The following is a 15266-nucleotide window of genomic DNA, read 5'->3' on the forward strand; positions in this document are numbered from 1 at the left end:
CTACTCCACTAATTCCAAGATATTATTGGCAAGAACGCCTTCTTTTAATAATGCAGTCTGCCAATCTTTTTGAAACGGGCTACCAATCATATAGTACGTCTGACATGTAGTATTCGCTTGTTTAAGGAAGCGTAGACTGCCTCGATCAGGGCTGACGGTACTATCGATAATCATATTGCTTGGTTCGGATGATCGTAAATACTGCTGCTGATCATGAGCAGAGTTTATAGTGTCTGAATATCGGGTGGCCGCTAGCGCAAGAGGAATGGGTTTAGTCCATTCAAACAGATAATATGTCTCATTGAGAGGCAGGTGTGTTACCCGTTTTAAAGGTGTATTAGATGGTTCGTCATTCTCCTTTGTGAGGGTATCTGGATCAATAATCGTCGTATGGTGAATTGTTTGTCTGTTGATGTCTGAGATTACTGTTTTGATGCGTTTGCGAGTGGTGGTTAACCAATAAAGGTGGCTAAGGCCTGCAAGCGCAAGGCGAATGAACACGCCATAAATAAGTACGCATCCTAGCACCCATACGGCCCACATACGGCGCATGGCTTCCGGTTGAGCCGCTTGATCAAGGCGGCTTTGACTGATGTCTTGTAGAGTTGGTACGGTTAAGCCGAGTGCTGCAGGCACGATACTAAAAAACTGCGTGAGGGTTGCGAAACTTTGTTCAGTTAATAGTGTGGTCTCCCAAATAAAGTGTACTTGGTGAGTTAGCAAGAAAAAAAGAGCACTCACTAAACCGCCAATTAAGTACGCTCCCCACATCGAGTGCATTAAGCGAGACAAAAACCATTTGCCGCAAGTGTTTGCAAATCGAATCTGTATAAATGCCTCAACGATGATGTTTGGGATTTGCATCCATTTAGCGCCGCGCTTTAACCCCGCTGTCATAGTCGTTCGTAGGTAGCTGTGGCGATGCTGTCCGGCAAAGAAGCTAAGAACCCAAAGTCCCAAGCTAACAAAGTGTGCTCCTAGTAAGACGCCAAGTAGCCAGAAAATATTTAGCTTTTGGTTGATTGAGTTGTCAAAGGCGAGTGGTGCAGCCATTAAGCCTAGCAATAAAAATAGTGCAATGAGCCCCCATTGAATGGAATTAGCGGCATAAAGTAATTGCGTATACTGCTTTATGATTTGGTCTTGATCTAACTTGAAGTGCGCCCCATCGTTGCGCCGTAACGTCTCAAACAAAGCTGTTTTTTCATTGGCACTCAGTGACATGTAAGAGCGGTCCTTAAAAGAGTGTGAATCAGTATTTCGTCAAGTGTATCAAGATCGTAGGTTTTTGGGGGAACTGTTCAAGAGGGGATTACGTTCCACTTTGCTGAGCGGTCTGTGATGGCAATTCTGTAAAGCCTAGAATAATGGAAATATGGTCAGTTACGTTTTGTGGTCGGGGCGGGGCTGTTTTCAAAGTCGCCTATTGGCATTGCGCAGCCTAAGGCGACTTCAAGGTATCTAGTTGCGTTTTTTCAATAGATACAGACCAGCAACAAGACAAATAACAATGGGCACTAAAATGCCCAATATAGGAGGGAATGAACTGACAAGGCTAAAGCGACCACTTATATAAAGGCTGTTTTGAAAGGCAAGACCGATAATGACACCTGAGAAGATTCTCGCCCCCATAGTAGACGATCGTAACGGTCCAAAAATAGTGGATATTGCAACGATCACCAATGCCAATGATGAAAGTGGCCGAAACACTTTATTCCAAAATTCTAGCTCATAATTACCGGTATTAAGTCCTTGCTGGCGTAAAAATCTTGAGTATTGGTTGAGCTGAGTCAGCGATAGGCTGTCTGGTTCTTGCGTGGAGAGGTATAAATAGTCAGACCGTAATGATGATGTCCAGGTTTCCTCCTCCGTCTGCGAGGTTTCAATGTGGTCATCGAAAAATGTGGAAGATTTTATATCCTTCAGCAACCATTGCTCAGCGTTAATTTGCGTGGCATTTTGAGCGAACTTGACGGTTTTAAGTTGCTCACCTTCGCGGTCGTAAATCGTTATGTTATAAAGATTGCCGTCTTGATCAGCCGCGTCAATATAAACATAATCGCCGTTTGTTTTTAGCCAGCTACCGCCTGAGATTGAGAAGTTACTTTCACTTTTTCCTGCTTGTAGTTTATCGACTAGGTTGGCCTTCTGCTCGGCAACAGGTGAGACGAATTCAGCAATTAATAGCCCTAAGCAAGCGAGTATAACGACGGGTTTGCAAGCGGCTAAGCTGATACGCCATAAGGGGATGCCTGCTGCTCGCATTACAGTTACCTCGGATGTTGATGCCAGTGCGCCAAGCCCGATAAGGGTTCCGATTAATGAGGCAACGGGAAGATATTCAGCAAGTTTGCCTGGCAATCGTAAGGCCAACACCTGCATCAGAATGCCGGATGTGTATTGATCATTAATCTTTTTTACTTGGTCGATGAATGTGATGGCAAAGTCTAGCCCAACGAGCACAAATGCAACCAAACAAACGGACAGTAATACGCTGTTTCCAACATAACGATCGAGCTTACGCATTATCTGCTCCTTGAGGGTTTGGTAATCGAGCACGACGCCGTGTAAACGTTTGATTGAATAGTAAAAAAGCGAAAATGCCGATCAATAAAAATATCCCATGGATCCACCATAGACCGAAATGGATTGGGATTTCTTGCTTTTCGAGTGCGGTTTTACCCCAGATTAACATTCCTAGATAGAGAATCATGAGGAGAATAGCGGGCAGCATCTTAAAGAATCGCCCTTGCCGTGGATTCACTTGACTGAGGGATAGCCCGATGATGGCCAAAATAGGGACAATTACCACTAAGCTGATACGCCATTGCAACTCTGCAATATGCTTCGGATTGTCAGACGATAGGAGCTGTAATGTGGGTAAAGCGTATTCGGCCGTTATCGTTCTAGAAGGCGTGTCTTCTAGGCGTAATGCGTAGGTGTCAAATGTCACGATATTATAATTGGCTTGTCCTGGTTTGCCTTCATAGCGAATGCCGTCTTTTAGTACCAAATACTGCAAATCATCATGGCTTGGTAAGCGCACGATCTCTCCGTAGCGGGCGATCGTTTGTGTAGGCACTTTTTGGTCGTTCTTTACGGACACATCCGATAAGAAAATATTTTCCATCCAGCCTTCTTTGCGGGTGAACTCTTCGACGTAGGTCACTTTTTGCCCCGCCCCTTCGAACTTGCCTGGTTGTAAAAAGTCAAAAGCAGTCAGTTGGTCTTGCTCTTGATAAATTTCTTGGACCTTGTACTCAAAGGTCGGAGACATCCAAAAATTAATAACTGCTGAAATAGCGGTTACAAACAGCGCTACGCCAAGAGTGTACGCACCTAATTTGAGTTTACTGATGCCACTGGCGAACAATATCGACATCTCGTTTTCTATATATAAGCGACCGTACGCTAATAAAAGCGATAAGAAAAATGCGAGAGGTAGGATCATTTGAATAAAACTAGGAATATGTAATCCTAGGATGATAAAAAGGAAGTCAAAGCTCATTTTCCCTTCGGCGACACGGCCAAGGTAATTAACAATACGCCCACTTAAAATGACAAGAAGTAATATGAAGGATACTGCTGCGGTTGACACCAACACTTCTTTAGCCAAGTATCTGAATAGTTTCAAAGGAACCTCTTCTGGAGTTCTAGCGTGACTTCAGGCAAACGCTACGTTTAACGGCCAATATTATCTCGATAGTTGCCAAAGGTAGCCAGTATTTTTAGAAAAGTTTTATGGAATTGGATGAGATTATGAAAACACAGTTAGTTACAAATGTTGCAGAGGTAGACGCCAATCTAGTCGTTGTGTTTGTCCCAAGTGAAGGGGCGTTGCCAGCCGCGACAGCTAAAATGGACGATATACTAGGCGGCCAAATTGTTTCATTGCGCGAGCAAGGTGTTTTTAAAGGCAGTGTGGCACAAACGCTTTTATTACCTAATACCACTGCAGATCAAGCGTCGACATTGCTGGTTGGTACAGGTAAAGATGCCCTAACGGATATGAAAGCGAAAAAGGTTGTTGCAGCGATTGGTTCTCAGATCAAACCGCTACCTTTTGCAAAGGTCGCTGTTGCTGCGTCTGGCTTATCTATAAAAGACCGTGACGAAAGTAATATCGTGACATTGCTAGCGCAATGGTTAAACGAATGTTTTTATGAGTTTCTTGGGTTCAAGAAGGACGACGCAGACAAAGCAACTAAAGTGGAGTGTTTGCTGATTGAGGGTTCCGATCAAGCGGCACTCGATGTCGGCGTTGCAACCGCATCGGGTTCGGCTTTTACTCGCCACTTAGGTAACCTGCCTGGCAATGTCTGTACGCCGGCTTACTTAGCCTCTAAAGCACAGCATCTAGGAGAAGAGTTTGGTATTGATGTTGAGCTCTTAGATGAAACGAAAATGGACGAGCTAGGCATGCATTGTATGCTGTCGGTTGGTCGCGGTAGTGATCAGCCTAGCTATTTGATCGTCATGCATTATCGTGGCGGTGCAGAGGATGAAGCGCCACACGTTTTGTTGGGTAAGGGTATTACGTTTGATACCGGTGGTATTTCATTGAAGCCTGGCGCCAAAATGGATGAAATGAAATACGACATGTGTGGCGCTGCCAGTGTGTTTGGTACGATGAAAGCGATTTGTGAGCTGAAACCTGCCTTGAACTTTACTGCTGTGATCGCGGCCGCTGAGAACATGCCAAGTGGTCATGCAACTAAGCCGGGTGATGTCGTTCGTACTATGTCTGGTCAAACAGTTGAAGTCTTGAATACGGATGCTGAGGGCCGCTTGGTACTGTGTGATGCATTGACATATATCGAGCGCTTTAATCCTCAATCAGTTGTGGATATTGCAACATTAACGGGCGCATGTATCGTTGCGTTGGGTAGTGTGAATACTGGGATGTACGCGAACAAACAAGATGTAGCAGACGCTTTGACGTTGGCAGGCAAAGATGCGGCGGATAAATTGTGGCAAATGCCATTAGATGAAGAATATCAGCAACAACTTGATAGCAACTTTGCTGACATCGCAAACATCGGTGGCCCTGAAGCGGGCTCTGTTACCGCGGCGTGTTTCCTGTCTCGCTTTACTGAAAAGTATCCTTGGGCCCATTTAGATATTGCTGGTACCGCATGGACGGGTGGCGCTGCAAAAGGTGCAAGCGGTCGACCAGTCGGGTTGCTGACTCGTTATCTATTGAATAAAGTCAATTAAGCGTTAGGTGTCATAATGGGTTTGATAGGGCGCCTTTGCTGCGGCTTTATTTTATTGATCAGCTGCTCTTTAGGGGTAGCAAGTGACGAGTCAAACGACTCGTTGATCGATAAAGTAGTAGGTGACTATCAAGCCTTCTATTCCGTTTCCACCGTAAAGTCACTTGCCCCTGGCTTTTTGGTCGCGGGCTTGATGGCGAATACCGAGCTGGATGAATCGATTCAAGGCGAGATTCCGCACCATGATCAGCGTTTTATCGAGCATTCCAAGCAAGTGAATTACTTCGGTGATTCGACCCGTACAATCCCTAGTCTTCCTATTTACTTAGCGACAATGGGAATTGATTCTTGGTTGAATGAAGAGCCATCCGTTGTTGGGCAATGGGGGGAATATTCTTTACGAACCTTTCTTGTTGGTGCGCCCTCAGGGTTTCTCTCCGCAAATATACTGGGTGGTAGCCGTCCAACCGATAATCGTGGGAGCAAATGGCGCTTATTCGATGACGTAAACAGTATTAGTGGGCATTCCTTCTCTGGTGCTGTGCCAATGATCAATGCCGCGATGTTGAGCCAGTCTATTTGGGCCAAGAGTTTTTTTTACGGTTTATCTACCTTGCCGGCTTTGGCGAGAGTTTCAATGGACAGGCACTATATGTCGCAGGCAGTTCTGGGGTGGACTTTTGCTTATGTCAGTGCGAAAGTTGTACAGCGTAAGCGCACTGATGTGAGTGTGGCGATTCACTACTATAGAAATACGCCTGTACTGACACTTGTTAAACAGTTTTAATCTTCGTGGTTTTCTATGTCTGATGTACTGTCTGATGCTCAAATGTATTTATCAGAACCGGATGAAACGGTTCTGACGGCTGCTCTTCGTAATCAAGACGATATTCCTATTTTGATGGACATTGTTGGAGACGAGAGTGTTTCTGTTAGCCAAGAAGACTACCTTGCGAAGTCGTTAGCGGGTGACACCGTTCGGCCGAGTTCTGGCATTGACAATACCGAGCCAGAAGATGCGCATGTGCGCGAAGCGGATGCATCAATTCAGTATAGTCAGGAAGCGTTGTCGGCGGCGATCGAATCCGTATTACGTCGCAAATTACCCGAAATCGTAAATGAGGTAGTCTTAGAGTTGTCTAAGAATGAGAAAGCGTGATCGTGCATGGCTTTCTCGGTTGCCTTTGAACCGTTATAATCCCCTCAACTTTATTTTGCCATCCAAGAGCACTAAGACACCATAATGGAAAAGACTTACCAACCCCAAAGTATTGAACAGCCTATTTACACTCGCTGGGAAGAGAATAATTATTTCGCTCCGAGTGGTGATGGCACGCCATTCTCAATCATGATCCCGCCGCCAAATGTCACTGGCAGTCTACATATGGGACATGCATTCCAGCACAGCTTAATGGATGCCATGATTCGTCGAGCACGTATGCAAGGTAAGCGCACTTTGTGGCAGCCCGGTAGTGATCATGCGGGTATCGCAACGCAAATGGTTGTTGAGCGTCAGCTTGCTGCTCAAAATCAGACGCGTACTGAACTAGGCCGCGAAAAGTTCCTAGAGAAAGTTTGGGAATGGAAGGGGCAATCAGGCGGTACGATTTCTGATCAAATGCGTGTGCTAGGTGACTCGGTTGATTGGAGTAAAGAACGCTTCACAATGGACCCAGGTATGTCCGCTGCGGTTCAAGAAGTCTTTGTACGCTTATATGACGAAGGCATCATTTACCGCGGTCAGCGTTTGGTCAACTGGGACCCTAAGCTTCACACGGCTATTTCTGACCTTGAGGTCTTGTCGGAAGAAGAAAATGGCTTTATGTGGCATTTCCGTTATCCATTAGCAGATGGCGTAAAAACGGCAGAGGGTAAAGATTACATTGTTGTGGCCACTACGCGTCCAGAAACAATGTTAGGTGACTCAGCCGTAGCTGTTGCACCAGACGACGAGCGTTATGCTGAGTTGGTAGGTAAAGAGATTATCTTGCCTCTTGTTGGTCGTCGTATCCCAATTATTGCTGATGAATACGTTGATAAGGAGTTTGGTACTGGGTGTGTGAAAATCACGCCTGCTCACGACTTCAACGACTATGAAGTGGGTAAGCGCCATGATCTGCCCATGATCAATATCTTTACTGACGATGCCGCGATTAATAATGAAGCGCCTGAACAATACCGTGGTTTAGATCGCTTTGAAGCTCGTAAAGTTGTGGTTAAAGACTTTGAAGAACTCGGTCTTCTTGAAAAAATTGCCGATCACAAACTGAAAGTGCCGCGCAGTGAGCGTGGTAACACCGTGGTAGAGCCTTACCTGACGAACCAGTGGTACGTCGCCGTTGAGACCCTAGCGAAGCCAGCGATTGAGGCGGTTGAAAACGGTGATATTCAATTTGTCCCAAAACAATGGGAAAACACTTACTTCTCTTGGATGCGCGATCTACAAGATTGGTGTATCTCTCGCCAACTTTGGTGGGGGCATCAAATCCCAGCTTGGTATGATGCTGATGGTAAGTTCTACGTTGGTCAAAGCGAAGATGATGTGCGTCAAAAATACGACTTGGCAGCGGATATAGAGCTGGTTCAAGACGAAGACGTACTGGATACATGGTTCTCTTCTGCTTTGTGGACGTTTGCCACACAAGGCTGGCCAGAAAAGACTGAAGACTTTGAGCAGTTTGCGGAATCAGATGTTCTGGTAACAGGCTTTGATATTATCTTCTTCTGGGTTGCACGTATGATCATGATGACCTTGAAGTTTACCGATAAAGTACCTTTCAAAACCGTGTACATCACTGGTCTTATCCGTGATGAGCGTGGCGATAAGATGTCCAAGTCTAAGGGCAATGTGATCGATCCATTGGATTTGATTAACGGCATTGACCTTGAATCGCTGGTGGCTAAACGTACTTATGGCATGATGCAGCCGCGTTTGGCTGAAAAAGTTGAAAAGAATACTCGTGAAACGTACCCAGAAGGCATGCCTTCCTACGGTACTGACGCACTGCGTTTCACATTGTGTTCATTGGCGTCTGGTGGTCGTGATATCAAGTTCGATTTGAACCGTCTGGAAGGCTACCGTAATTTCTGTAACAAAATTTGGAACGCAACACGTTATGTGTTGATGAATACGGAAGATCAAGATTGTGGCCAAAACGGCGCAGAGGTTGAGCTCTCGTTAGCCGATAAATGGATTATTTCGCGTTTGCAACACGCTATAGAAGCGGTGAATAAAGCCTACGATACGCATCGTTTTGATCTAGCAGCGCAAGCGATTTATGAGTTTATGTGGCATGAATACTGTGATTGGTATCTTGAATTATCTAAACCAGTATTGTGGGATGAGAATTCAACGCCAGCTCAGTTGGCTGGTACACGTCGTACATTAGTGCGTGTATTGGAAGCCTTCATGCGTTTGGCGCATCCGATGATGCCATTTATCACAGAAGAAATTTGGCAGCGTATTGCTCCGTTAGCAGGTCAAGCGGGTGAAACCGTTATGATTCAGACTTACCCAGAAACGGACGATGCGGAGAAAAACCCCGACGCTGAAGTGGATGTTGAATGGTTAAAAGGCGTCATCGAGGGTGTTCGGAATATTCGTGGTGAGATGAATATCGCTCCGTCTAAGCCTTTAGAGGTGTTTTTCCGAAATGGTTCTGAGCAAGACAAAGCTCGTATGGAAGCTAATTTAGCGTTCCTACAAAAGTTGGCGAAAATCGAGTCTATTACTTGGCTTGAAGTCGGTGCCGAAGCGCCTATGTCAGCGACAGCCTTAGTGGGTGAAATGGAGGTGTTGGTGCCGATGGCTGGTTTGATTGATAAAGAGGCTGAACTTGCTCGTCTACAAAAAGAAATCGATAAAGCCAGCAAAGATCTACAACGTATTGAAGGCAAATTGGGTAACGAGTCATTTGTTGCGAAGGCGCCGGAAGCCGTAGTCGAGAAAGAGAAAGCTAAATGCGAAGACCTTAAGTCTGTGGTTGCTCGTTTGGAAGAGCAAAAGGCGAGCATCGAATCTCTTTAGCGATTGAGTCTTTACTATTCGTAAGGTCAATTGATTGATAACAATAAGAAGAGGCAGTCAATGTCAGCTCGATTTTTTGGAAAGGTGCGATGGTTTAACGATACCAAAGGCGTTGGCTTTATAAAGCGAGAAGGAGCGGATGATGTGTTTGTCCACTATAAAGCCATTCTAGCAGATGGACATAAGACGCTAAAAAAAGGCCAGTCAGTAAGCTTTGAAGTCACGCAAACAGACTTTGGAGTGCAAGCGGCAGAGGTAAAGTTAGAGAAGCGCCCTGAGACATGAGACTGTTATTTTCTTAATAAAAAAGCCCTGATTGGTTCGATCAGGGCTTTTTTCGTTTAAAGCAAGGAATGCGCTAGTTTGACAAAATCAATGGGCGTAATGATGCCGACAATTTTGCTGTCTTCGGCAACCAGTAAACACCCGTATTTGTTTTCAATGAAAAACTCGGCCGCAGCTTTTAGGCTAAGGTCAGGGGCAATGGTCAGGATGTCTTTATTCATTGCGTTACGGACAGGAGTTTGCTCCTCTTTTTTATGCAGCATTTGTGTGCCAAATTGACTTACGAGATAAAACGCATGTTTTAAGTACTCTCTTTGAGTCAACATGCCTAAACATTGCCCTTGCTCATCAACAACAGGCAGGTTGCGAATGTTCTTTTCTGCCATCAACTGTTTGGCCTTCGCCATAGAGTCGCTTTCTTTTAGGGTAATCAGGTCGGTAATCATTAAATCAGCAACGGTTTGCACGCGGAAAGCTCCTTGTATAATGTTTCTCTCAGTGTAGGAGAAATAAAATGACAAGTGCAATAGACGAGCATCAGTCTATCGTTATGAACGACGAATACTGGATGAGCAAAGCAATGGAGTTGGCGAGTGCCGCAGCGGCCGAGAATGAGATTCCGGTAGGGGCAATTGTCGTTCTGAATGATCAAGTAATAGGTCAAGGCTACAACTCTCCAATTACCTGTTGCGATCCTACGGCGCACGCCGAGATTCAAGCCATTCGAGATGCGTGTGCCAACGTTAATAACTATCGACTGCCTGAAAGTACCTTGTACGTTACATTGGAGCCTTGTTCAATGTGTGCTGGCGCAATCATTCATGCTCGAATTGAAAAGGTTGTTTATGGTGCGACAGAGCCCAAAAGTGGTGTTGCTGAAAGTCAGCAGACATTTTTCGATCATCCGTTTTTAAATCATCATGTGAAGGTCGTGGGAGGTGTGTTGGCAGAGCAAGCTGGGGTTCAACTGTCCAATTTTTTTAAGTACCGTCGCGAGCAAAAAAAGCGATTAAAACAACAAGCTAGCAAGCAAGGTAAAGAAAACATTTGAGAAAGTGCTGTTAAAGGTCAGTCTGTACTGGCTTCGAAATGCATCATTGATTTAAAATACGCGCAAAATTTCCCCAAACTACCATATGAGGCAAAACTCGACATGCTGACTCTGCATGGTTCCGCAGCGCTTTCTGCGTTTCGCAAGGCTAAGCTTTTAGTAGGTTTACAAAATCTGTTCCCATCCATCACAGATATCGATGCTCAGTTTTTACACTTTGTTGAATTGAGGTCAGAGCAGGCGCTGACTCCTGAGCAACAATCGGTGCTTGAGCAAGCTTTGACGTACGGTGCGAAATCAGCTCCGATCAAGACGTCAGCAAGCTACGTTTTGGTAGTTCCTCGTTTAGGTACAATTTCACCTTGGTCTTCAAAAGCCACAGATATTTTACATAACTGTGGCCTTGAGTTGGTAGAGCGTGTTGAGCGTGGTGTACAGTATTTTATTCATGCAACAACCGAGTTGACTGAAGAGCAATTAACGCAAGCTGCGACATTGCTTCATGATCGAATGACCGAAAGCGTGTTGTTAGATCTAAGCGCCGCACAAAACATGTTCATACATGCCACACCAAAACCAATGACTAGCGTTGATGTGCTAGGCGGTGGCCGCGAAGCTTTGGTTGAGGCGAACCAAAAGCTTGGCTTGGCACTGGCGGAAGACGAAATTGAATACTTGGTAGAGTCTTTTAAGGAATTGGGGCGTAACCCAAATGACGTTGAGCTAATGATGTTTGCCCAAGCAAACTCTGAGCACTGTCGTCATAAAATCTTCAATGCATCGTGGACCATTGACGGCGAAGAACAAGAGCGTTCTTTGTTCAAAATGATTAAAAACACCCACGAGCATAACCCAGATGGCACATTGTCTGCTTACAAAGATAATGCAGCAGTCATGGAAGGTCACAAGGCTGGCCGCTTTTTCCCTAATCCTGAATCCAAAGAATACGATTTCTCACAAGAGAACATTGATATCTTGATGAAGGTTGAAACCCATAACCACCCAACTGCGATTGCTCCGTTTGCTGGAGCGGCGACCGGTTCGGGTGGTGAGATCCGTGACGAAGGCGCGACAGGTATTGGGTCTAAACCGAAAGCAGGCTTGTCGGGTTATACCGTATCTGACCTGAAACTGCCTGGTTTTGAACAGCCATGGGAAAGTCATTACGGTAAACCAAGCCGCATCGTGACGCCGTTGGACATCATGATCGAAGGTCCTATTGGTGGCGCGGCGTTCAACAACGAGTTTGGTCGTCCAAACCTACTAGGCTACTTCCGTACCTTTGAACAGAAAGTACAAGGCCCAACAGGTGACGAAGTTCGTGGTTACCACAAGCCAATCATGCTAGCAGGCGGTATCGGTAATATCCGTCGTGAACACGTTGAAAAAGACGAGATCCAAGTCGGTTCTAAACTAGTCGTACTAGGTGGTCCTGCGATGTTGATCGGTCTTGGTGGTGGCGCGGCGTCTTCGATGGCCTCTGCTGATGGCAACGAAGATTTAGACTTCGCATCGGTTCAACGTGGCAACCCAGAAATGGAGCGCCGTTGTCAGGAAGTAATCGACCGTTGTTGGCAGCTTGGCGACAAGAACCCAATCAGCTTCATTCATGATGTGGGGGCGGGCGGTCTGTCTAACGCCTTGCCTGAGCTTGTAAAAGACGGCGATCGTGGCGGTAAGTTCGATCTACGTAAAGTATTGAACGACGAACCAGGCATGTCACCACTAGAAATCTGGTGTAATGAATCGCAAGAACGTTACGTGATGGCGATCCCTGCTGACCGCATCGATGAGTTCGCAGCGATCTGTGAGCGCGAGCGTTGTCCGTTTGCGGTGGTGGGTGAAGCCAAAGAAGAGCTACACCTAGAGGTAGAAGATCCACATTTCGATAACAGCCCAGTTGACCTACCAATGTCGGTTCTATTTGGTAAGCCACCTAAGATGCACCGTGAAGCAACCAAAGCCGACGTAAAAGGCGATGACTTTGACGGCTCTGACGTTGAATTGGCTGAAGCGGCGAAACGCGTTCTTAGCCTCCCAGCGGTTGCGTCTAAAAGCTTCTTGATCACCATCGGTGACCGTACTATCACAGGTATGGTGGCACGTGACCAAATGGTCGGTCCATGGCAGGTACCAGTAGCGGACGTAGCGGTAACGACTTCGTCACTAGACAGTTACACCGGTGAAGCGATGACCATGGGTGAGCGTACACCTGCGGCATTGTTGAATGCCCCCGCTTCTGGCCGTATGGCTGTGGGGGAAGCGCTAACTAACCTTGCGGCTGCGAAAATCACCAAGCGTAACCACATTAAGCTATCGGCAAACTGGATGGCGGCTGCGGGTCATGCTGGTGAAGACGAGAAACTTTACCAAACCGTTAAAGCAGTGGGTATGGAGCTATGTCCTGCACTGGATATCGCAATCCCTGTTGGTAAAGACTCTATGTCGATGAAGACGGTATGGAAAGAAGACGGCGAAGAAAAAGCCGTGACATCTCCATTGTCTCTAGTGATTTCAGCGTTTGCGCCAGTGGAAGATGTTCGTAAGACGCTAACACCTGAGCTTAAGCAAGCAGACAGCCAATTGATCCTTCTTGATCTTGGTGCGGGTCAAAACCGCTTGGGTGGCTCGGTGTTCGCGCAAGTATTTAATAAAGTCAGCAACGCAACACCAGATGTAGACAGTGCAGCAGCACTTGCTGGTTTCTTCGATACCACTCAAGTATTGAACGCAGAAGGCAAGCTACTATCTTACCATGACCGTTCAGACGGTGGTCTATTCGCAACGTTGACTGAAATGTCGTTTGCGAGTCACATCGGCCTAGACGTTGATCTAACCAACATCGCTAAAGACAAAGCATCTCTAGCGGCGGCGTTATTCAACGAAGAGCTAGGTGCAGTGATTCAGGTCGCTAACTCTGATGTGGACGCAGTACTGGCGGCTTACCAAGCAGCGGGCGTTTCTGCGACAGCGGTTGCGACACTAAACGATAGCGATACCTTGAACTTCGCGTTCCAAGGCGAGCAAGTGCTTTCTCAAGATCGTATCACTTGGCAGCGTACTTGGTCTGAAACAAGCTACCGAATCCAAGCGCTACGTGATAACCCAGAATCAGCACAGCAAGAATTCGATAACTTGCTGGATGCGAAAGATCCTGGTCTATCTGCGAAACTAAGCTTCGATATCAATGCGGACGTTGCGGCGCCTTACATCAATACGTGTGCGAAACCTCGTATGGCCGTATTGCGTGAGCAGGGTGTAAATGGTCAAGTGGAAATGGCAGCTGCCTTCCATAAAGCTGGCTTTAACCCAGTGGATGTTCACATGAGTGATATCTTGTCTGGTCGCGTTTCCCTCGAAGAGTTCCACGGCCTAGTGGCATGTGGAGGTTTCTCTTACGGTGACGTACTGGGTGCTGGTGAAGGTTGGGCGAAATCTATCTTGTTCAACAGCCGTGCGCGCGAGCAGTTCGAAGCTTTCTTCAACCGCAAAGAAACCTTCTCGTTAGGTGTATGTAACGGTTGTCAGATGCTTTCTAACTTGCATGATCTAATACCAGGTGCACAAAACTGGCCGAAATTCGTCCGTAACCAGTCTGCGCAGTTCGAGGCGCGATTTGTTCAGGTAGAAGTCAAAGAGTCTAACTCTGTTCTGCTTGCGGACATGGCAGGTTCTGTTATGCCGATCGCGGTGGCGCACGGTGAAGGACAAACGGAATATCGTGATGAGGCGCATAAAGCGATCCTTCACGCGAATGGCCAAGTAGCGCTTCAGTACGTTGATCACTATGGTCAAGCGACAGATCGCTACCCATTTAACCCGAACGGTTCTTCTGAAGGTGTTACGGGCCTAACATCTGAAGATGGTCGTGTGACTATCATGATGCCTCACCCAGAGCGTGTTTACCGTGCGGTACAGCACAGCTGGAAGCCAGAAGGTTGGGAAGAGCAAGGTCCTTGGTTGCGTTTATTCCAAAACGCTCGCAAGTTCTTAGGCTAATAGCTTAGCAATAAAGCATTTAAAAGCCCGCTACTGAAATCAGTAGTGGGCTTTTTGTTTATAGAGCGTAAAACGCCTCCCTAACCCTCCTCTTAAATAAGGGGAGGGGATCTGAAATATCTCAGATCTACAAAACTAGGCTCCTCCCCCTTAGCAAGGGGGAGGTTGGGAGGGGGTTAGAGGTCTGGCAACCTTGATAGCGGTTTGTTTTGCCAATGGTTGGCTATTAAGTGATTAATGAGTGCTTGTTTGTGATTAGTAAATGATCAATTCTGCGTTTTTCTCTTATTAATTCGCTCTTTTTTAAAATTAATTCAAAAAGTGCTTGCGCTGAAAAATCTGATGCGTATTATACGCCTCCACTGACACGGCAGACCAAACACGGACTGCAAAGCGGATCAAATGAAACGCAACGTTGTCAACGCTCTTTAAAATAGATAATCAGATAATTTGTGTGGGCGCTCGCTGGAGACTTCGGCAGACCTCTTAGAGGTCAAAAAAGATTGAAGTCTTAGATGAGTGAACACGTCAATTCGCTTTACGGTTGTTTAGCCTTTGGGCTGAACGACAATAGTTAAAGTCAGACGTAATCATGAGTTTGAGCAAACTTTTAAACTGAAGAGTTTGATCATGGCTCAGATTGAACGCTGGCGGCAGGCTTAACACATGCAAGTCGAGCGGTAACATT

The 15266-nt window shown here is 46.2% G+C and carries 11 protein-coding genes and 1 rRNA gene; 8 read left to right on the forward strand and 4 right to left on the reverse strand.

Features of this window, described 5'->3' with window-relative positions; all coding sequences use genetic code 11:
• The 3 genes from DN730_RS07450 to lptF form a co-directional block, all read right to left on the reverse strand.
• Entirely contained in the window at positions 1–1224 is a 1224-nt protein-coding gene (locus DN730_RS07450; RefSeq protein WP_115467469.1) for a DUF2868 domain-containing protein, read from the reverse strand.
• Between the two features lie 237 nt (positions 1225–1461).
• A complete protein-coding gene (gene lptG / locus DN730_RS07455) occupies positions 1462–2526 on the reverse strand; it encodes an LPS export ABC transporter permease LptG (protein ID WP_115467470.1) in 1065 nt (354 codons plus the stop codon).
• On the reverse strand, positions 2519–3634 hold the full coding sequence (lptF, locus tag DN730_RS07460) for an LPS export ABC transporter permease LptF (RefSeq protein WP_115467471.1): 1116 nt from the start codon (positions 3632–3634) through the stop codon (positions 2519–2521). The genes lptG and lptF overlap by 8 nt, the downstream gene beginning before the upstream one ends.
• Before the next feature lie 125 nt (positions 3635–3759).
• Between lptF and DN730_RS07465 the strand changes: the two genes are divergently transcribed.
• From DN730_RS07465 to DN730_RS07485, 5 genes are all read left to right on the forward strand, one after another.
• The gene (locus DN730_RS07465; protein WP_211313841.1) at positions 3760–5217 is read left to right on the forward strand and encodes a leucyl aminopeptidase; all 1458 of its coding nucleotides are present in this window, start codon (positions 3760–3762) and stop codon (positions 5215–5217) included.
• 15 nt (positions 5218–5232) lie between these two features.
• On the forward strand, positions 5233–6003 hold the full coding sequence (locus tag DN730_RS07470; protein ID WP_115467473.1) for a phosphatase PAP2 family protein: 771 nt from the start codon (positions 5233–5235) through the stop codon (positions 6001–6003).
• Positions 6004–6018: 15 nt separating this feature from the next.
• Positions 6019–6375, forward strand: coding sequence for a hypothetical protein (locus tag DN730_RS07475; RefSeq protein WP_115467474.1), 357 nt, complete (start codon positions 6019–6021; stop codon positions 6373–6375).
• 84 nt (positions 6376–6459) lie between these two features.
• Complete coding sequence (locus DN730_RS07480; protein WP_115467475.1) at positions 6460–9243, forward strand: valine--tRNA ligase; 2784 nt, start codon at positions 6460–6462, stop codon at positions 9241–9243.
• A gap of 60 nt (positions 9244–9303) precedes the next feature.
• Positions 9304–9528, forward strand: coding sequence for a cold-shock protein (locus tag DN730_RS07485; protein WP_115467476.1), 225 nt, complete (start codon positions 9304–9306; stop codon positions 9526–9528).
• 56 nt (positions 9529–9584) lie between these two features.
• On the opposite strand, the gene DN730_RS07490 is transcribed toward DN730_RS07485, so the two are convergent.
• Positions 9585–9995, reverse strand: coding sequence for a CBS domain-containing protein (locus tag DN730_RS07490; RefSeq protein WP_115467477.1), 411 nt, complete (start codon positions 9993–9995; stop codon positions 9585–9587).
• A gap of 47 nt (positions 9996–10042) precedes the next feature.
• Between DN730_RS07490 and tadA the strand changes: the two genes are divergently transcribed.
• From tadA to DN730_RS07505, 3 genes are all read left to right on the forward strand, one after another.
• Complete coding sequence (tadA, locus tag DN730_RS07495; protein WP_115467478.1) at positions 10043–10579, forward strand: tRNA adenosine(34) deaminase TadA; 537 nt, start codon at positions 10043–10045, stop codon at positions 10577–10579.
• A 102-nt stretch (positions 10580–10681) separates the two neighbouring features.
• Positions 10682–14578 (forward strand): phosphoribosylformylglycinamidine synthase, encoded by a 3897-nt coding sequence (gene purL / locus DN730_RS07500; protein ID WP_115467479.1) that lies wholly within the window; start codon positions 10682–10684, stop codon positions 14576–14578.
• Between the two features lie 612 nt (positions 14579–15190).
• Positions 15191–15266 (forward strand): 16S ribosomal RNA (locus tag DN730_RS07505); the annotation flags it as partial.

Origin of the sequence: Marinomonas piezotolerans, from assembly GCF_003362755.1 — a bacterium.
In the GTDB taxonomy this organism is placed as follows: Bacteria; Pseudomonadota; Gammaproteobacteria; order Pseudomonadales; family Marinomonadaceae; genus Marinomonas; species Marinomonas piezotolerans.